At 38.1% G+C, this 20,345-nt stretch carries 18 protein-coding genes; 7 read left to right on the forward strand and 11 right to left on the reverse strand.

The features are described 5' to 3' along the window. Positions 1-91: 91 nt before the first annotated feature. The 9 genes from ELS83_RS07575 to ELS83_RS07615 form a co-directional block, all read right to left on the reverse strand. Positions 92-1,147, reverse strand: a complete 1,056-nt coding sequence (locus ELS83_RS07575) for a hypothetical protein (RefSeq protein ID WP_171594935.1) — start codon at positions 1,145-1,147, stop codon at positions 92-94. 151 nt (positions 1,148-1,298) lie between these two features. Beyond that, complete coding sequence (locus tag ELS83_RS07580; protein WP_171594936.1) at positions 1,299-1,793, reverse strand: hypothetical protein; 495 nt, start codon at positions 1,791-1,793, stop codon at positions 1,299-1,301. A 712-nt stretch (positions 1,794-2,505) separates the two neighbouring features. Next, positions 2,506-3,219 (reverse strand): DUF3667 domain-containing protein, encoded by a 714-nt coding sequence (locus tag ELS83_RS07585; protein ID WP_171594937.1) that lies wholly within the window; start codon positions 3,217-3,219, stop codon positions 2,506-2,508. 284 nt (positions 3,220-3,503) lie between these two features. Next, complete coding sequence (locus ELS83_RS07590; protein WP_171594938.1) at positions 3,504-4,058, reverse strand: hypothetical protein; 555 nt, start codon at positions 4,056-4,058, stop codon at positions 3,504-3,506. 18 nt (positions 4,059-4,076) lie between these two features. Continuing rightward, positions 4,077-4,613 carry a hypothetical protein gene (locus ELS83_RS07595; protein ID WP_171594939.1) on the reverse strand — a complete coding sequence of 179 codons (537 nt, stop codon included), beginning with the start codon at positions 4,611-4,613 and terminating at the stop codon, positions 4,077-4,079. Between the two features lie 23 nt (positions 4,614-4,636). Next, positions 4,637-4,849, reverse strand: a complete 213-nt coding sequence (locus ELS83_RS07600; RefSeq protein WP_216616422.1) for a hypothetical protein — start codon at positions 4,847-4,849, stop codon at positions 4,637-4,639. A 53-nt stretch (positions 4,850-4,902) separates the two neighbouring features. Further along, complete coding sequence (locus ELS83_RS07605; protein ID WP_171594940.1) at positions 4,903-5,082, reverse strand: hypothetical protein; 180 nt, start codon at positions 5,080-5,082, stop codon at positions 4,903-4,905. A gap of 110 nt (positions 5,083-5,192) precedes the next feature. Then, positions 5,193-5,465, reverse strand: a complete 273-nt coding sequence (locus ELS83_RS07610) for a hypothetical protein (protein ID WP_171594941.1) — start codon at positions 5,463-5,465, stop codon at positions 5,193-5,195. 33 nt (positions 5,466-5,498) lie between these two features. Next, positions 5,499-6,305, reverse strand: a complete 807-nt coding sequence (locus ELS83_RS07615) for a class I SAM-dependent methyltransferase (RefSeq protein WP_216616423.1) — start codon at positions 6,303-6,305, stop codon at positions 5,499-5,501. Between the two features lie 226 nt (positions 6,306-6,531). Between ELS83_RS07615 and ELS83_RS07620 the strand changes: the two genes are divergently transcribed. The 4 genes from ELS83_RS07620 to ELS83_RS07635 all read left to right on the forward strand — a co-directional run bounded on the left by ELS83_RS07620 (position 6,532) and on the right by ELS83_RS07635 (position 9,899). Next, positions 6,532-7,296, forward strand: coding sequence for a hypothetical protein (locus ELS83_RS07620; protein WP_171594942.1), 765 nt, complete (start codon positions 6,532-6,534; stop codon positions 7,294-7,296). A gap of 41 nt (positions 7,297-7,337) precedes the next feature. Continuing rightward, a complete protein-coding gene (locus ELS83_RS07625) occupies positions 7,338-8,093 on the forward strand; it encodes a hypothetical protein (protein WP_171594943.1) in 756 nt (251 codons plus the stop codon). A gap of 244 nt (positions 8,094-8,337) precedes the next feature. Then, on the forward strand, positions 8,338-8,853 hold the full coding sequence (locus ELS83_RS07630) for a hypothetical protein (protein ID WP_171594944.1): 516 nt from the start codon (positions 8,338-8,340) through the stop codon (positions 8,851-8,853). A 173-nt stretch (positions 8,854-9,026) separates the two neighbouring features. Then, entirely contained in the window at positions 9,027-9,899 is an 873-nt protein-coding gene (locus tag ELS83_RS07635) for a DNA/RNA non-specific endonuclease (protein ID WP_171594945.1), read from the forward strand. Positions 9,900-9,945: 46 nt separating this feature from the next. Here the strand turns inward: ELS83_RS07635 and ELS83_RS07640 are convergent, their stop codons facing one another. After that, positions 9,946-10,665, reverse strand: a complete 720-nt coding sequence (locus tag ELS83_RS07640) for an ABC transporter ATP-binding protein (RefSeq protein WP_171594946.1) — start codon at positions 10,663-10,665, stop codon at positions 9,946-9,948. A gap of 20 nt (positions 10,666-10,685) precedes the next feature. After that, positions 10,686-12,158 carry a DUF5687 family protein gene (locus ELS83_RS07645; RefSeq protein WP_171594947.1) on the reverse strand — a complete coding sequence of 491 codons (1,473 nt, stop codon included), beginning with the start codon at positions 12,156-12,158 and terminating at the stop codon, positions 10,686-10,688. A gap of 415 nt (positions 12,159-12,573) precedes the next feature. Between ELS83_RS07645 and ELS83_RS07650 the strand changes: the two genes are divergently transcribed. From ELS83_RS07650 to ELS83_RS07660, 3 genes are all read left to right on the forward strand, one after another. Beyond that, positions 12,574-15,189: a two-component regulator propeller domain-containing protein gene (locus ELS83_RS07650; protein ID WP_171594948.1), complete on the forward strand. Its 2,616-nt coding sequence runs from the start codon at positions 12,574-12,576 to the stop codon at positions 15,187-15,189. A gap of 348 nt (positions 15,190-15,537) precedes the next feature. After that, a complete protein-coding gene (locus ELS83_RS07655) occupies positions 15,538-18,627 on the forward strand; it encodes a SusC/RagA family TonB-linked outer membrane protein (protein ID WP_171594949.1) in 3,090 nt (1,029 codons plus the stop codon). A gap of 30 nt (positions 18,628-18,657) precedes the next feature. Continuing rightward, positions 18,658-20,298 carry a RagB/SusD family nutrient uptake outer membrane protein gene (locus tag ELS83_RS07660; protein WP_171594950.1) on the forward strand — a complete coding sequence of 547 codons (1,641 nt, stop codon included), beginning with the start codon at positions 18,658-18,660 and terminating at the stop codon, positions 20,296-20,298. The last annotated feature ends 47 nt before the right edge of the window (positions 20,299-20,345 follow it).

The following is a 20,345-nucleotide window of genomic DNA, read 5'->3' on the forward strand; positions in this document are numbered from 1 at the left end:
CTTTAAACCCTCCATTGTCAACATATCCCTTATATATTTGAATAATACTATTCTATTGAATAAAATTGGTAGAATTTCGCTAGCTTCAAAATTAGTAGGTTCTGTACAATCTTTTTCCGGCCCTTTTGACTTTTTGTTCCCCGATTTTCCTGAATACTTTATAGCCTTCCCATGTAAAAAGCAGTGCAAGTACAACACCTATTAAAACAATTAAATGCGAGCTTTTATGGTTTTGCCTGTTGTATTGGTCAAGGCTTAAATAGCTTGTGTTTCCTTTTCTGATTGCATACACGGGAATGATTTTATAGTTGAAGTGTTTGTCGAAAAAGCCCAACTTTTTACTCCGGCTTAATTTTTTCTGGTAGGTGTCCAGTTCGATGTCAATCTCGATAATATCGCCGGCTTTTACCTCTTTTAATAGCTTTTTGCTATCACATTCTGCAAGTGCATCAGCATCCGTAAAGAATTTAAAATTTGGATAATCTTTCAGCTTAATTACAATTTCATAAGAATTCCTACGTGATCCACCGCTTCTCTGTTTTTGGACCTTATGGAGTGTCGGTCCGCTAAGGCTGATAATTTCTACCTGACTGACTTCTGTCTTTCCCATAAAATAGAAACTGATAGAAAGCACAAAGAATAATAAAGTATAAATGAAATAGCTTATACCAAGTTTCTTTTTCGATTGCAGATACCAGGAACTTTCCATGTCCCGATTTCGTTTCTGTCCCTTGCACATTATTGGTCGAAGCTCTCTATAGTTCAGAACGTAATAGGAGGAGAGACGGAAGCTTCGCTCTTTGCTTTGAAATTTTAGCACTTTCCTCCTGAATAGCTTATATTCTTCTGCTTTGTTAACCTCTGTGTAGTATAAGATATCAGAGCGGAGAACCGACCATTTGGTGAAGCCCAGTAAGCTTTTGGCTACGATCTTTTCTTTATCAGTTTCATATACATTTAGAAGAAAGGGTAGAGCGAGGCAGTAGATTCCCAAAGAACCTGCCATGCCTGCAAAAATGAAAGCCGAAAGTTGAGGGTACTCCACACCATATGCCAGCTTTGTACATAAATAAGCCAGGCATATCATTCCTAATCCTATGCAAAATAGAAAAACGATACGCTTACTATTGATTTGTGATTTGATCATGTTTTTAGATGTGGTTTTTTGGGGTAGATAATAGTAACAGATTGGCAGCAGTTAGACGCAAGCAATAAGTTTCAAGCCTCAATCTATTTTTAATCTTCAATTATTCATCGATTTATCCATTCAAATATACCAGCAAATTACACTATGCCGATTAATATGATGCTTTACTTTTTTCTTCATACAGTTTCTTTAATTCAGAATCTGCAGGATAGAATTTAAATGCAATTTTATCATTCTTCCTTTTCATCCAGTGTGCAAAATCCATATATTCAGAAATCTTTACTACAGCTCTTACTTTTAGTTTTCGCAATTGTCCTTCTTGCGTATAATTTATGGTGTTAATGCTCGAAACATTATATCCTGTAATGTGTGCAATTTCGCTAATATCTGTATATTTTATTTCTTCTTCTTTTCTCCCCAAATGGTATCGTACCATAATTTTTTTGTCGTAAAATTCTATTTTAACCAGTTTTCTAAATAATCTTAGCAGTAAGAAGAACAGAAGTGTTAGTAAGCTTGCTCCTCCAATTAGAAGCTCTTTATTCTCATGCAGGAAATAAAGCAAAACAGCAATGATTATGGATACAAATACCAGAGAAAGTATATAATCGAATATATAGAAGTTGTTTGTTTTATATTTTGTCATGTTTTTGTTCTTGGATTCAACCACAAGTCACAGATATGCGGCTGTTGGGCGTATGCTTTTAAAAGCCTAATCTACCATTAAAATGATACATAAACAATGAAATTATAATGCATATTAATAGGGCAGTTAGATTAAGATACAAGCTTTGCTTAATCGTTCCACTTTTAAAATTCATCCTAATCGGATTTGAATTGATAAGAAGATATAATACAAGGGATAATAAAATGGAAGGCCTGGCAACATCAAAATTAAAATACTGCGTAAATAATGGAATGAGTTCATAGCTTAATATTAGAGATGGAAGCAAGAGTATCAAAATAAATCCCAATTTCCTTTTTAGGAATATTCCAATAATTCCAAGGAGGATCACCAATGGTTCGAAAAGTAAATTGAGTTTCAATATCAGTATTGGGTGCTCTATCAGCTCCTTTATTGAATACATGTGATGTACCAGGTCGATATGCGAGTAGACGACTACAACAAATTTTATCGTAAATAGGATGAGTAGAATTGATCTTAATGTGGTCTCAATGATTTTATTAGTGGTCATTTTAACAGTATTGGTGTTTTAGGTAAATCATTTTGGAGAGGGTGTCTGAATCTTGATGTTTTAACCTGGATACAAGCCTCTGATATGTGGCACTAAAATAATTTCAGCCGGCAGCCTTCAATTATTCATTAATCATTACTCATTATTAATTGCATTCATGCTCTATTTTATCAAATCAATTAAAATACCAATTACAACTGCAGCAATGCTAAAGCTGAGCATGCCCAATATGTAGGCAAAAAAAGCTTTCACATAGCTCATGGCTTTTCCTTGTTCAAAAAACTGGCCGAGAGCAAAGGTGGTATAAATAAAGCCAACAATGGCCGCAATTTGCATGAAATGAATTCCTGTTAACCCCTGGGTAATACCAAATACTGCATAAATGAGCATACCTATGCCCATTACAAAACAAAGCAGGATAAGAATCTCAAAAAAGTTAAAGGCATACTTTCTAAACAGAAGTTTTAGCCACAAGGCGATAAAAACGGCCATAATCATATTGGAGTAACCGTAATTGCCTTGTATCCATTTAAAAATAGCATAGCTGGTAGATTCTGGAGTGCCCGAATAATTGATATAGGCATCTTCGAAATTAAAAATGCGAAGAAAGAGGGTGTAGAACAATGATGTGACCAGAATAAACACGATGGGCTTTACCAGGCGGTTTCGGTCTTCGCTAATAAATGTTCTGATATTGTGCCCCGGCCTGATGAGCAATTCTTTTGTAGTGTATAAAATCCCTTTCTGGAAATTCAGTACATTGGTCACTTCCGATAAGATGTATCGGCCATTGATTCTTTCTACTTTTTGGGGATGTCCACAGTTCGGACAGTAATTGCTCTGAACTTCGCTATTGCATTTTATACAAGTATTCATCAGCTGTGATATTTTGTCATTTAATCTTTGGTTTAATGCTCATATAAACTTACTAAAATCTTTTTTATTTATAAGTACGAGTTTAGAGCGTTAAGATTACAACAAATAGTTAACTGCAATCAGCCTAAAAGTAAGAACCTCTCCGGCTAGAGGAGAAAGAATAATAATTATTCAGCGTTTAGCCACAAGTCACAGACTTGCGGCAGTTAGGGTAATCTTAGTTTAAGTTTCTTCATGATATTACCGTCATCTCATGTATAAAAAATAATGTAGAATTTATTTTTTTATCTATTGGCCTTTCTTATCTCTTCAAGCAGGCCGTTCATATTTTTTTTATTTCTTCCCATTGAAACCACAGAGCTCCGTTTATTCGGATCGCAAATGCTATTGACCAAAACTTTGTCTTTGTCGAACAGTACAGTGATCTGTTCGCCCCAGCTTCCCGAAAAGAATCCGGGACTGGTCTTCGCTATTATAATATTGTTTTCAATGAGTACAGGTGTCCATTCAAGCCTTGCAGATACATCCTCAATTATTGTAGCCAGTTCAGCTCGCGATAATTTGGTTTCAATGGATTTGAATTGCAATCTATTCTTTTGAATTTTATAGAATAACACTCCTAAGCTTGCAGGTATCACACCGAATATGATAAAAACCCAAATATTTTCGCCTTCCAGTGGGATAGAACTTCCCTTCAGATAGTGCCGCAAGTGAATAAAGATTGTCATAAGAGGCATCAGGAGCAAAAAGCCAGGTAAGCTAAAATGGGTAATCCTGTCCCAATTTGACAATTTCAATTCTCCTGTCTCCATCGAATATTTGATATCTTCTTCTGTCATGTTTGACTTATTTTTAGTCTATTGCCTTCGAATTAAATTCATACATCGAATGCACTTCATCTCTTTTCCCGTGTAGGCTATCTCCAACTCATCTTTTATCTCATTTTCCGATATTTTATTGATGGTCCAGCGCACATTTTTAATGGTAGAATTTTCATTGCTTTCAGATGTACTTTTGATATCTTCGCTCATGAATACAAATTTTGTATCTGTACTAAGAGAGTCATCTAAAATGAATTTGACACTTAAAGCTTCCCTTAGCTCAAAATTGCACAAAATTACACGGTCACAAGTGATCACTTGTCTTTCAGTATCATATTTAATATGAAACTGCGAAGATTCAAACTTGCCACGGACTTTATATGCTACTTCGATTTGCTTTCCATCCTTTACATATTGGAAACTGGATGTAAGTTTTGATCTTGTTTCTTTACAATCGCTTATGGTTCCTGACCAATCGCCAATCAAAAACTTTATTCTCTCAAATGGATTTTCCTGGGCAAAACTGATTCCAGTAAACATCATGCAAATGAGTAAAACAGCTATTTTTTTCATTTTTTCAATATTTAAATTGGCTATTACAAGAAAAAATATTCAGATGCAATAATAATGAGTACAATGAGCAAAAAGCCCAGGTATGCGTATGGACTTGCAAAATTCAAAGTCCAACCCATTGTTGGATCGTACTTTGGTACAATGAGACGAGGGTCTTTCCGGTTCAGATAAAAGGGACCACGCCAGTTTGCTAGGTCTTTACTCATTTGTCTGAGTATTTCCTGTTCGTGTTTCATTGTTTTGGGTTTACTGTTTTTGTATTTGCTTAGATATTGGGTAGCACGATGTGTTATTTGGATTTTGGCCTGGTTTTTCTTTCCGCCCATTGGCCAAGATAATAGGCTATTAGCATTGGAATCAGGGCAAAGCCCATGTATTTGTCTGTTAATTCGAATTCAATCAGTACAGTCAATGCTATGGCTGTAATCACTACAAATAAGAGGTTGTATAATACTTTCTTTTGATTCATTTCTCTAGTTTATTTTATTCAAAAATCATTTCGAAAACCAGGTAGTGTTTAATTCCAAATTCTTTTCCGCATTCGGATTTTTTAAATTATGAGTGGTCTTACATTAATATTCATCTTAGAGACCTACTGCCGTAAACTCTTTTATTATTTAGCACAGTTCGAATTTTCTCAATGATTTCAAACCATTTTTCAATCACTGATTCATCAAGAATCCATTTTTGAGGATTGTAAATACAGAAATGAGATTTTCCTTTGAACTCCTCAATAAAGTCCACATTTTTTCTAATCATGGGTAAAGGATACTGCTCCTCTTTAAAAAAGATCTCTCTATTTGTTCTTTTGGCAAAATCCTGTAACTTTTCAATAATTGTTTTTTCGTCCATTAAAGTTTCTTTAAAACATTCAAATGAACGCTACTATAGCGTTATTGTATGCGATTTTCTCGCTTTTATAGAATACATATGAGGGACCTTGTTCCCATATTTTTCATTCATCCATTTTCCTTGTCCACACGCTGTGAGGTTTGGAAAACAATCGTACACCTGGTAAGGGAATTCGTTCAGGAATTCTAATTTAAGATCATTAGAGATCAGACTATTAATCACCTCGCTCAAGCTGTGGTGCCACTCAATATGTTTCAATTTTTTGCCAGAAATTTCAGATTGATCTGTATATGATTGCTCTACAACTGACTCAAGCGCATCTGATTTGAAATAGCTGTCGGAGATTTCTGAATCATCATTCAGGGTGTAAATAAAGGGATGAAATTCTACCATGTAAAAAATTCCAATGGGTTGCAGGTATGATCTGATAATTTTGGCCCACTTGTCAAGGTCATCAAGCCAGTTAATGGCACCGTATGATGTATAAACAATGTCAAAAGTTTCATCCAGAACATTTTCAAGCTCATATACATTTGAGCGAATAAATCTTGCTGGAATATCTAATTCAGAGGCCAATTCCTTTGCTTTTGCAATGGAAGCATCAGAAATATCAACACCAACAACTTCTGCTCCTAAGCGCGCCAGAGATAAAGTATCCATACCAAAATGACATTGGAGGTGCAGAATTTTCTTTCCTTTGATATCTCCTAATTCTTCAATTTCGATATGATTCAAAGAGCTTTTCCCATTTTTAAAGCCTTCAAGATCATAAAAGCTCGAACCTGCATGCAAAGCTGTTAATTCATTCCAGCTTTCCCTGTTGTTTTCAAAATGATTCATATGCATTTTTATTATTAATTGTAAGCGGTATCTTATTAATAGGTAGTGCGCTTTGCTACTCAAGTAAATAACTCAAAAGCATTCCTTAAACTTACTAAAATGTTTCTTATTTGAAAGTAGATTCTTTAAGAATCTTTAGCTTTAATTTGATTTTATGCACTTCACCCACTTCCAACTTTTAGGTGTTTTGAACTTAGATGTGAAACAAAATTAAAAGGAGGAATTTATGAATGTTTGTAAGGGGATACTATTAGGCTTGGTTTTATTGGCATGTAGTCAGGAGGGATCGATTGCCAATGATCATAAGCCAAATGGCGATGAAAATAGTCAGAAATTGCTGAGAACAATGCAATCTGATCAAAGAGTTACCAGTTACCAATACAATAGAGATTCTACGCTACATTCCATTAGGGTGGAGTGGAACGGTGAGCTGCGCTCGGAATCAGTAATGGTTTATGACAATGGTAAGCTTAGCGAAATCATCTGGCGTGATGGATATAATCAATCGCCTACTAAAAGAGTATTTGAATACAAAGGTGATTTGCTGGTAAAGGAGAGCATGTTGGCGGATGGTGAAATTCTGAACATGTGTGAATACTTTTATGATGAAAACAACCAGATGGTTAGAGAAATTCAAAAACGAGAATGGAACAATGAAGCCACCAAGAAAAAAATTGTGATTGATGTTCACAGACCGGCCGGTAAAAATGAAATTCAGCTGAGCTTTAACGGCATTCCTTCCTTCAAGTTCACCTATGATGAAAACATGCATCCACTTGCCAAAATCAAGGGCTATTCGATAATTCGAAAAACTTCATTTTATGGCATCGCCAATAACATCCTGACTTATACCAAAATCGCTAAAAAGGGTAAGGATTTAACAGAAAAATCGGAATTGACTTATGATTCAAGTGGCAACATTCTTCTCGAACTGACTAAAACAGGTGAGAATGAGAGATTGATTTGCAAAGAGATCTACAATTACCGTTAGGAGGCAAATTGATTCGGATTAAAACATTAAAAAAAAGAAATATGAAGACTTTATGGATTCTAATGCTCGCGGTGCTATTCTGCTCATGCAGTAAAAGCGAAGCCCTGGCAAGAGTATCAAACAATACAAATGTAGCAGAAACACAAATTCGTTCCTATGTGGTTAACGACAAATGGGAATATAACTACACTTACAATGCAGACCAAACGCTTAAGGAGTTGATTTTCTATACAGATGGTGAGCTTCAATTTACCGAAAGCTTTACTTACAAGAAGGGCAGGATTGTAGAATCGCTGAAAGAAAAAGCGGACGCTTCGCTTAGCGTAAAAAAGCAGTATGAATACAAAGGAGATGTCATCGTGGAACAGAGGATATATACAAATGGGATACTATCTGAAGTATTTCATTATGAATATAATAAGGAGAATATCATGGAAAAGGTGACGTGCAAAAAAATCAGTAATTCTTATGAATCTACCCAAAAAACAGTCATTACAAAATTGGCAGGAGAGAACAAGATCAAAGTGGAAAGGGAAGGAGTTGCTACTCATGTGCTCACTTACGATGATAACATTACTCCATTGGCTACAATTCCTGCTTACAAAGCCATTGTTCAAATCAACAACCATGGTTTATCTGTAAACACCCTATTCAACGAGATTTATGTGGGCGATAAATGTAGTACTAGAGTTGAGGAAGATTTAGAATGGGATGGCAATCAGCTTTTGGGTTCTACCATCAGCTATAAACATGCCGATAAAGTACATATACAAGAGACAAAATACGAGTACGAATAAGGAAAAATAAGAGTTGAAATGTAAACCGGAATTGTTCAGATCTGCTGAATGCTTCCGGTTTTTTTGTGCCTATGTGGTGTTTCTGTAAATGTGTTTACTAATAATTACAAAAATATTATATTGTTTATTTATGGCATGATAATTGTTTGATATAGAGAAGTTGCACAATAATGAGCTGATCTGAAAAATAAGCCTTTACACTGCAATTACACTACTATTTTCACCTAACTTTAAATCTGACATGATGAAGAAAACCTTAAAAAAAACTACTCGATTCTTCTTATTATTACTTGTTGCTGTTAGCATTCCGGCAAGTTTTTTATTTGCCCAGGATACCAAATTGAGAAAAAAAGAAACCTCCCTCCTGATTTTGGAATTTCCTACTCATGAAAATGAATGGAGTAAATTTCCGTCCAAATTAAAAATGAATCTCGAGGCTCATTATTTTAATGTGGTATTTAAGCCGAGTGTACAGAAAATTGTGAAGAAAGAGAAAGGCAAATCGGATACATCCATTCAAACTGTCTCTAAAGTACATGCAATTGATAAAAATGAATACAAAAGTGTTTATACTTTAAAAATGCAATATCATCTGGACTTAAAGAATTTTCGGGCTCAGTTAATCGATAATTCGACAGGTAAAATTTACAGGAACATCACGAATCCAAAAACCTTGAGGAGATCAAAGTATGGTTGGGATGTGGAAGGAACCATAAATTATGTTACCAAAGAATTGAATCGATACTTTGTGACGAATTAGTTAGCTTTCGAACTCAATTTTGCGAGTTCGTTTAATTTATCCTGGATGGGCGATCTGAAGTTTTACTACTTTGGATGGCCCTTTTTTTATCGCCTCTAATTTCAGCTTAACAGTATTTTGAATATCATTGTTTGCTTAGTACTTTTGGTGCAAAATAACCGACTCATATTTTCATGAAAAAACTACTAGCATTATTTGTTACACTGCTATCGCTGTGTGCCTACGCTCAAGACAACAAGTATCAACCCAGCAGCAAAGGTGAAATCGTAAAGCATCAACACTACATTCTTTCATACGCAGAAGATCACGAACAGGCCGAATGGGTGGCCTATGAACTTACCGCCCACGAAACTGTGAAATTGGTTGAGCGTGCTGACAAATTCAGGCCTGACCCAAGTGTTTCAAGTGGATCGGCAAGGCTGGCCGACTACAAAGCTTCGGGATATGACAGGGGACATTTGGCTCCGGCAGCCGATATGGGCTTTTCGGCTACTGCCATGAGCGAAAGCTTTTACATGTCGAATATGTCGCCCCAAAAACCTTCTTTCAACAGGGGAATTTGGAAGCAATTGGAGAGCCTTGTGCGTTCCTATGCCAAAAGCTATGGGAAAATTTACGTGGTAACCGGTCCGGTTTTAAATACAAGTGCTCAGCAAATTGGAAATGGCGTTACTGTTCCAAATCGTTACTACAAAATTATCATGCGTGGGGAAGGGGAGAACCGAAAAATGATTGCCTTCCTTCTGAGCAATGCCAAGCATGACCAAGACATATCCAAGTTTGTGGTAAATACTGATATTATTGAATCCATTTCAGGAATTGATTTCTTTCCCCAGTTGCCTGATAATTTAGAGGATAAGCTTGAATACAATGTGGATAAGGAGAATTGGTATTTCGACCCTTCAATCAATACAAATAAGACAAGGAAAAACGAGAGTGTAACTACTGCTTCCATTCAGTGCTGTGGTACAACAAAATCGGGTAGTAAGTGTAAAAGAAAAGCCGCTGCAGGATCGAAGTATTGCTGGCAGCATCAGCAGAAGTAAAAAACAAACCGCGCAAGCTTTAGACTTACGCGGTTCTTTTTTTGTTTTAACTCTCAGCTTCAACAACACTTTCAGGGGTAAAATAACCTTCCAGTTCTTTAAGTGTATTCTCAGAAGTGAGAAGATCTTTCACCACACGACCTTTATCAAGTACTACAATTCGTTGACTTACTTCAGCAATGTGGTTTAAGTCGTGGCTCGAAATCAGCATGCTTAGGTTCTTTTTCTGATGCAGATCTTTCAGAAGGCTCTTCAAACGAATTTGAGAAGAAGGGTCGAGGTTGGCAAAAGGTTCATCCAAAATTAAAACTTCGGGTTGACTGATAATTGCTCCAAAGATTCCAATTTTCTTCTGGTTTCCTTTCGAAAAGTCGCGGATGTATTTGTTTTGGTTCAGGATTTCGTTGCCAAAGAAATCGGCAAAATCATTATAGAATTCCTGTAATTCTTCTTTGGTTACACCATTAATATCGGCAATAAACTTAAAGTACTCTTCTGGTTTTAAAAAGTCAATTAAAAAGCCTTCGTCCAAAAAGGAACCCGTATAGTTTTTCCACTGACTGTTTTCGTTTACAGCAATATTATTGCTCAAAACCTGACCTCTGTCTGCTTTAATCAGGTCTAAAATTAATCGGAACAAAGTGGTTTTTCCAGCCCCGTTATTTCCTACCAAACCGAATGATTGGCCTTGAGGAATTTCCAATTGTTCAACATCTAAAACTGTAACTGCGTTGTATGCTTTGCCTAAATTATCTATATAAATCATGATCTTGTTTTCTTTAATTGTTACTTATTTCTAAATCCTTCCGACATCTCGTATCGCTTATTGATAAAACGCTGTGTGATCATATCCAGCAATTTTTCGCGAAACAGAAGACCTAAAATTCCAATGGTACCTATTATTGTCAGTCCAAGATTTGCCTGGTCGATTAAACTAAATGGCAGGTAAATCAAAATGGGAAGAACCAATAGTGGAATCATCAATACAAAATGTCTTGCGCCTACACCCTGGTAGTTGAAGGCCGATCCTTTGGAAAGATCCATGTGTTTGTTGTTGTTTGTTGCAAAGTAAAGCAGTAACAAACTGTTGCAGCCAATATTGAATAAAAAGCAGGCAGTGTTTATCATTACAATTTCCAGCCCATAAATAATATAGAAAATGGACAATAGAAAAATGATAGTGCTGGTTGCCAACATCAGGAAGTACTTGGCTTTGATGTAATCCTTATAGGTGTTGTTTGCAGTTAGCATTAAATCAAAATGTCCCGATTCCCATGCAAAGAAATACAGGCCAAAACTCATCATGAAACCTCCCGAGATAAAAATCCCTATAAAAATCAGGAAGCCATTCATATCAAGGTTCTTTGGGTCGTTATAAAAGAACAAGCCATAGAGTAAGAAGAGAGGTGCCATGAACAACATGGTACGCGTTCGCTTATTTCTAACGCACATTTTTAATTCCAGCAAGGCAAATGTTCCAATTTTCCCGAAACGATCGAGATAGCTAAGATTTTCCAAACTGCTGCGTTGGTTGGCATCACCTTTACCAAAATCTTCAAGAGAAAAGTGTTTGTACAGCAATTGGTAATTCAGGTAATAGGCCATTGTAAAAAGCAGGAGGCCTAAAACCAGATACAAAGGCTGTTGGAATACCTGGCTAAAAATATCTGCCGAAAAGGCTTTCAAATTAAAAATGCCGAAGTAATCCAGGGCAAGAATAGCACCAAGCGTTGAAAGAAACAGGTAAAAGACATACTCGTGCTTAATTTGCACTCTTTTGACGTAGATAGACAAGTAATTTACAAATAAATCGCCAATGATTACACAAGCAAATATTGCCCAAAAAGTTGAAGAGTCGAGCTGTTTGTGCAAACCTGCTGTAATGGCCAATGCAAAACTCAGTGGTAAAACGTTAAGGCTGTTAAACAAGGGCTTTGTTAGGATAAAGTTCACCAACTTGCTTTTTTTAATTGGCAAATTCAGGTAAGGCTTTACCATAAAGGTTGGCAATTTCTGTAGCATGAATCGAGCCATCAGAATGGCTAAAAAGAAATACAAGCCATATCTCGATAAATCGTGAATGGGATTTTCTGAGTTTTTGGACAATTCGGAGCCGATGTAAAAGCCTCCTCCCAGCAACTCGAGGAATAAAATAAAAAAGAAAAATCCCATAAAAATTTTTATCCCAATGCTTTTAGAAGCTGCGGCCGACCGGGTAGCCGCTTTCCATTGATGGGATAACAAAGTGAATGTTTTCATATGTGTATCGTTAAAGGTTTTTCAAAAGATGGATAAACTTAATAAAATATTTTTTTAGATGCATGGAAATATCATCCAACTAAGGATAAAAATGAAGAAGGTAATGCTGCTTTTAACGATTTGCTGTAAAAAGTACTTTTTTGGTCAGCAAATGCATTTTTTTGGTCAGTTTGTGCAAGCGGAAAGCCGCTGTTTTTGCTTGTTTTACAAAGGGATTCAAACTGGGTTTGGTAGGCTTGGTTTAATACCTTGATCAAATATTACAAGTCGGTTTTGAGTGGGAATGACACGAAATTGGCTGTAAGAATTTTGAGTTTTTTAAATTTAGATGCGTTTACAGGAGTGGCATTGTCAATGTGGGAGATTGTAGGCCACTCTTGTTTTTTCTATCTTTGAAACTTAGCAAAAAATTGGAATGCAAAGAAGAATTTTCAACTGGTTTTTTATTTTTCTCTTGACCTGTGGGACAACACTGCAGGCGAGTAACTATTTTCAGAAACTGGAGAAGTTCACCACAGAACATGGCATTCTGAACAATACAATTTTTAGCATTTTCCAGGATTCAACGGGCAGAATGTGGTTTGGCACACTGGAAGGCTTGTGTTCCTATAATGGCAAAGAATTTTCCTGTCACCCAATGTCTGCAGGAATGCCCGGATTCCAGTTGCATTTTATCGATCAGTTGAATAAAGATCACCTGATGTTGGGAACAACACAGGGCAATTACCTCTATTCCATAAGCAAAAAAACCTATCAAAAAATTAGTTTTCCAAATGATTCACTGATGATTCAGGCAATGTTCAGGCTGAAAGAAAAAGCTTTCATTGCAACGACATCAGGCATTTTTGAATTTGATAGCAATAACAATAAGGGAACAAAGCGATTTGATGCTGCTGTTTTATGCATACAGAAATCACCGCAAGGGAACGTATTATTGGGAACCACTACAAAAGGCGTGTTGGAAGTAAAACAAGATACAGCAGGTTTGCCGTTGTTTACACAATTGATTCCACCAATGGAAAATGAAGGCATAAAAGCCATTCAATTTATGGAGAATGGAGAAATAGCAATTCTTAGCGATAAGGGGCTCTATTTACATGAAGATACTGATTTGAAATGCATTGTAAAAGGTTCTTTTTCTTCCATGAGTCTTTCGCAGGAAGGAGATATTTTGTTGGGCACTTATGGTGATTTTATACAGCAGGTATACAATGATGAAGATCGATATGTGTTGAAAGATTATATCAACCGGGAGAATGAAATTTTTAATGATTATTACGATGCACAAATCAATGTATTGTACAAAGATGCATCGGGGGCATTGTGGATCGGAACCAATCGTGCCGGCCTGGATCGAATTGATCGCAGAAAAATCTCCTATCGTAAATTTGAGAGTGATCTGCCAGAGGCAGAGGCTGGTTATATCAATGCCTTATTTGAAAATGAGCAAGGTCGAATTTGGGCCGGAACTTCGGGTAAAGGCTTGTTTGTTCTGGATAGCCTATCGGGAAAATTGAAATCCATGCCAATTTTTCGAGGCAACCTGAACGATTTGTATGTGGAAGCCATTTTTCAGCACAAAGATCAGCTATTTGTTGGAACCCGACATATGGGTATCATCACTGTTAAAGCTGTGGGAGAGAACCCTCATAAACTACAAGCCTCGGGGCAGTTGTTTTCCCGCGAAGCTGGCCTTGAAAAAAATGATTACATCTATGCCTTGAAGCAATATGGTGAGAAACTCTATATCTGTTCATCTAAAGGAACTTTTGCCTATCATTTAATAGGTAAAAAAATTAGTAGCCTTGATAGCTTAGCTTCTATCAATGTAATGATTGATTCATTGGATAATCGTTATATACTTTCCTATACTTTGGAACTTTTTGTGAACCAGCGAAAAGTAGATTTGGGTACTGAAGTTTCAGATTTTATGCTTGCTAAGGAGGGAGGAGTCTGGGCTGCCACATCAAAAGGATTGGCTTTCGTTGAAAATCAAAATGCAAAGCCTGTTTTCTACAATCCAACCAGTAAGGTAATTGAATTTACCTCCTTAAAGCAAGATCAACAGGGTTCTTTATGGCTGGGCTCAAGAATGGGAATTTACCGATTCGATCCTAAAACTAAATTGTTTGCCAATTATCAAATTCTGGGAGGATCGAAGGCCAACAGCTTTAATCATGGAAAGTTAATTAAATCTGCCAGCGGCGACCTTTACTGGGGCAGCAACGATGGCGTAGTAGCCATTCAACCCGAGCAGTTGAACTATCTTCCTGAGGCACATTTTGAAGTGGTGCAGGGCGATAAAGACTTGTCCGGTACTTTTCATGTCTACAATTACTCCTACAACCACCAGGCTGAAAATGGAATTGCTTATCGATTTTCTCATCCCGATTCAACATGGATGTATTTGTCTGCAGAACAATATAAATTGGATTTTTCTCATTTCCCCAAGGGAGCTTATGAGCTGAGCATTTCTGCCATCAATGCCGATGGTATCATGAATCAGGATGTGCAGGTTTTCAAGTTTCAGATCAGGAAGTCATGGACTTCTTCCATGATTTTAGGACTGCTATTTTTGTTCATTATTTTGCTCTCTTTTATCATTTACAGGCTCAGAAAAAGGGGAGGACAAAACCAGGAAATTGAGAAGGAAGTGAATGAAACACCCGAAGATAAAATGTACAGGGAATGGTTGCAGGATGACTTTATGCAGAATGCCATCCACGTTATCGAGGAAAATCTTGCCGACAACGCCTTTGGTGTTAATGAATTGTATGTCGCAACGCAAATGAGTAAATCCAATTTCTATCGAAAGCTGAAGAAATTTACCGATTTATCGCCTAATGAACTCATTCGCTTTGTACGTCTTCGTAAATCGGCTCACCTGCTAATTGAAGCCAAACAATCTGTGAATGAAATTGCTTACGAGGTAGGCTTTAACTCTCCATCTTATTTTACCCGTTGTTTTAAACAACAATTCGGCGTAGCACCTTCAGAATACAAAGAACAATTACTAATGAATAATGATTAATTAGTATTCCTGCCTGCTTTTTTTGCTCATCTCATCGCATCTATTCATCGTCATTTCTTTTCTGTGACCGATATTTTTAATCGAACTCAGGTTAATACGCTTAACTAAAAATCAATCCATTGATAATTGATCATTGAAACTTGTAAAAGGTCTTTCTGTGCAAGTTTTTGGTCAGCCTGTACAAGCCAAAACGCCCTAAAATAGCTTGTTTTGGGAAGTGTTGATTCGTGATTGACACCAAGCTAATCATTTCATTTCAATATGAAATAACAGGTAAAACCCATCAAGGATGCTCCCACCTTCCTTGTGAAAACAGTTGATTTTATTTTTTAACCTAAGTGAAAATTTATGAAAAAAAACAGAGGAAGTTTGGAAAGCTACAGGGCTTTACGAACAAAGAGTTTTTCATGTTTGGCGGGCCTATGTTGTAGTGCATTCTTGTTAATGGGCTCATCGGTAATGGCTGCGCCTGTGCATGAGAAGGATGCTATTTATGCCAGGCAGGAGCAACAAAAAGTATTGAACGGTAAGGTAGTTGATAAAAATGGGGAATCTCTCATTGGTGTAAACATCATTGTGAAAGGAACAACAACAGGAACAACTACCGATTTTAACGGGAACTACAAGATTAATGTAGCAGAGAATGCGGTTTTGCTATTCACCTTTATCGGTTATCTCGATCAGGAGATTAGTGTAGGCAATCAATCCATACTGGATATCACCCTTGAGGAAGATGTTCTGGGTTTGGACGAAGTGGTTGTAGTAGGTTATGGCACGCAAAAGAAAGCTAACCTTACGGGATCGGTATCGGCTGTGAAAGGCGATGAAATGGTGAACAAACCGATGACTGATTCGCGACAAGCATTACAAGGAGCCGTACCAGGTTTAACCATTATCGACCGTGGTGGCATACCGGGAGAAGAGAATCTTGATTTTAAAATCAGGGGAATTAGCTCAATTTCGGCAGGCGTTTCTCCGCTGGTATTGGTAGATGGTATCGAAATGCCTTTGGGCGATGTAAATCCCAATGATATTGAGAGTGTTTCCATTCTAAAAGATGCAGCTTCTTCATCCATTTATGGTGCAAAGGCGGCCAATGGTGTTGTATTGATTACCACCAAACGTGGAAAAGAAGGTGGTTTTAAGGTAGACTACAATGGCTATTACGGATGGCAAACACCTGCTACCTTGCCCGAATTGGTGGGAGCTGAAGATTACCTGAACCTGGTAAACGAAGCATTGGTAAATGCAGGAATGAATCCAAAATATTCGCCTGAGTACATTCAAAATACGGTAGCTGGTAACGATCCGATCAATTATCCTTACGTGAACCTTTTTGAGGAATTGTTTGAAACAGCTCCTGTGCTGAATCAGTCGGTTCGCATTAGCGGGGGGAATGATAAATCGAGAATTGCACTCTCTCTGAATCATCTGAAACAAGATGGGATGCTGAAGAATGTAGAATCGGAACGTTTTGGTTTTCGATTGAATACAGATTTCCAGGTGAAGGAAAACTTGAAGCTTAGAGCTGATGTTTCCTTCAATAGAAGAGAGAATGAAAAACCGAACCGACTGAGCAGTGCCATTGGAGCCATTGTTGGGACTTCGCCTGTAACAGTTTTGCAATATCCAAATGGGGTGTATGGCCTGAACAAGGACAATACCAATGCATTGGCCTGTTTGGAAGTTGGTGGTATGAACGAGTCTGTAAATGAGGCCTTAAATCTGAAAGTGGGTGCTGATCTGGAGATTCTGAATGGTTTGACCCTAAGATCGGATCTATCTTACAAAAGCATCAACAACAGGTACAAAAACTACCGGGCTGAATACAATTTCAGAAATCCTGAAAATCCGGATGAGATTGTTCACCGCTGGACTCCAAGCAAGTTGACCGATGGACGCTGGAACCAACAGGAGATCAATTTCAAGGGGTTGTTGGACTACAGCAGGAGTTTTGGAGATCACAGCTTACATGTTTTGGCTGGTATCGATGTTACCGAAAATAAATCATATACCCTTCAGGGATCACGAAATAATATCTACAGCGATGATTATGTAGAGCTAAATACGGGTGATACCGAAGGACAAAGCAATTTGGGCTACCCTGAAGATTGGGCCCTGTTCTCCTATTTGGGGAGAGTAAATTACTCCTACAAAGGAAAATATCTTCTGGAAGGAAATATCCGCTACGACGGCTCTTCTCGATTTGATAAAGGAAACAAATGGGGCGTTTTCCCTTCCTTTTCGGCCGGATGGAGAATTTCTGAAGAAGATTTTATGAGCAGCTTCGAATTTTTGGACAACCTAAAACTAAGAGGTAGCTGGGGACAGCTTGGGAATCAGAATATTGGTCTGTATAAATTTACTTCTACTGTTTATGCCGATTTTCCATACAACTTTAACGATGCCGAAGTGAATGGATACTCGCAATGGTACTATGCAAACAAGGATATTACCTGGGAAACCACCGAAATGATAGATTTTGGTTTTGACCTGACTTTGTTTAATGGCAAGCTGGATATTGTGGCTGATTGGTATCAGAAGGATACAAAAGATGTATTGTTGATACTGCCGATTTCATACCTAACGGGTTTGGCTGCCTCGGAAACCAATGCCGGTAAAATGCGAAATACAGGTTGGGAAGTTTCTCTTACACACCGCAATAAGATTAAAGATTTCAACTATTCCATAGGCTTCAATATTGCCGATGTAAAAAATGAGTTGGTTGATTTTGCCGGAAATGAACCATCGATTAATGGATGGACCATCCTGAAAGAAGGAGAATCGGTAAATGCTTTTTACGGGTATGAATCGGATGGTTTGTTCCAATCGCAGGAAGAGATCGATAATCATGCCACTCAACCAAATCAATCGCAGTTAAAACCTGGCGATATCAAGCTGGTTGATCAGAATGGCGATGGTGAAATTAACGATGAAGATCGTAAAGTAATAGGTTCATCAATTCCGCGTTTTAATGTGGGTCTGAATGTGTTTATGGAATACAAAGGTTTCGATTGCTCGGCCTCATTCCAGGGCGTTCTGAAGGCAGAAAATTACTTCTATGGCGCACCAAACGAAGGACCAGCCTACGAAATCTTCACCACCAAAAGGGTCCTGGATCGCTGGACACCAGATAATCCTGATGCTTCATTCCCAAGATTGGAAGCTGCATCGAACAAGAACAATTACCTGTACAACGATTTCTGGATCAGGGATGCTTCCTATATCAGGTTAAAAAACCTGCAATTTGCTTATTCACTGCCTTCTTCGGTTTTGGAGAAGTGGAAAATCGAAAAGCTAAGATTTTATGTTGGAGCTACCAACCTGTTCACCATTACCGATGTTGAATCGGGATTGGACCCAGAAACCTACGATGGGAGACCTAACTATTATCCACCGGTATCGACCTATACCATGGGTGTTCAACTTCAATTTTAAGATCAGTGTAAACGGATAAAAAACAGACATATGAAAACAAAAATATTGAGCTTGTGCTGTGCAATGCTATTGGTGTTGGCAGGCTGTAGCGACGATTTCCTGGAGCGCTCACCAAGCGACCAGGTATCATCAACAAATTTCTTTAGCCAGGAAAAAGATTTGATTTATGCGGTGAATGCCGTTTATGCCTCAATTGGTTTTAACAGCTGGGGAACCAGCTATGGTTATTCTACCGATTTGCTTCGCATTGAAGCGCTTACCGACAATGCCCTCGATCATCATTCATGGAATGCGGGATACCGTTTGGCAGACGGAACAGCTTCGGCCTACGATGGCTATGTAGAAATAAGGTGGAAAGAGCGCTATAGAGGCATTCAAAGGGCAAACAGAATATTTGAAGGTGCCGATGGTGTGACAGACATGGCGGCCAGCAAAAAGGCACGTTTTCTTGCCGAAACCAAGGTTTTAAGAGCTTACTTTTACTTCGATTTGGTTTACCTGTTTGGCGATGTGCCTTTCATTACCACAAGTCTAACGCCCGATGAAGCTGCCCAAAGCACGAGAACGGCCACAGCGACAATTCTGGATGCCATGCTGGTCGATTTAACAGCCGCAGCTGCCGATTTGCCAACAAGTTACAGCGGTGAAGATTTGGGACGTGTTACCAAAGGTGCAGCTGTTTCTTTAAAGGCAAGAATTCTTCTGTACCAGGAAAAATGGGCAGAAGCGGCTGCAGCAGCCAAAGAGGTAATGGACCTTGGTGTGTACACGATCTATCACAGTTACCAGGATATGTTTACCTACAAAGGAATTAATAACAGCGAGGTGATATTCGACCTGCAGGAGATGAAGGACAAAGACAATCACTGGAACTTCACCATGCAGAATTACGGTCCTAACTCTGTGGGTGGCTGGAGTAGTGGTTGCCCTTTACAGTCATTGGTTGATGCCTACGAATGTACCGATGGAAATCCAATCGAGAGCTCGCCACTTTTCGATCCAAACGATCCTTATGCAAACCGCGATCCACGATTGACCCACTCTATTCTTTACCCGGGTAGAGACTGGCGCAATGGTGTTTACAATACCATTCCAGGAGCTACATATCCCGGAAAGGATATTGTTGCAGGCGATGATTTAACGGATGGTACCGGCGGACAATGGAACAAAACGGCCACAGGCTACAACTGGTTGAAATACATATCGGAAGATGATATTGATAATGGGGATTACTGGAATGGAGCCATCCATTTTATATTGATCAGATATGCCGAAATATTGCTAACTTATGCGGAAGCAAAAATTGAGAATGATGATATCGATCAGTCGGTTTATGATGCCATCAATGAAGTACGCCAGCGTCCTGATGTGAATATGCCAGTAATTACAACAGGAAAAAGCAAGGAAGAGTTGCGAACAATTGTTCGACGCGAAAGAAGGGTAGAGTTGGCTTTTGAAGGCTTGCGCCTGATGGATATCCGCCGATGGAAAATTGCTGAAAATGTGATGCCTGGAGTTCCTGAAGGATTGACTTATACCGATCCGGATTCAGGTGAAGAGATCACACTTTCGTGGGGAGAAAGAACATTTAACCCTAACAAACACTATTTGTGGCCAATTCCGCAAAGCGAGATTGACATTTCGCATTTGGAACAAAATTCGGGTTGGTAAAATCATATTTCCCGGGAAAATCTTCCCGGGAGCCTTTAAGGAATGAC

The organism is Marinifilum caeruleilacunae (genome assembly GCF_013141825.1).
Taxonomy (GTDB): Bacteria; Bacteroidota; Bacteroidia; order Bacteroidales; family Marinifilaceae; genus Marinifilum; species Marinifilum caeruleilacunae.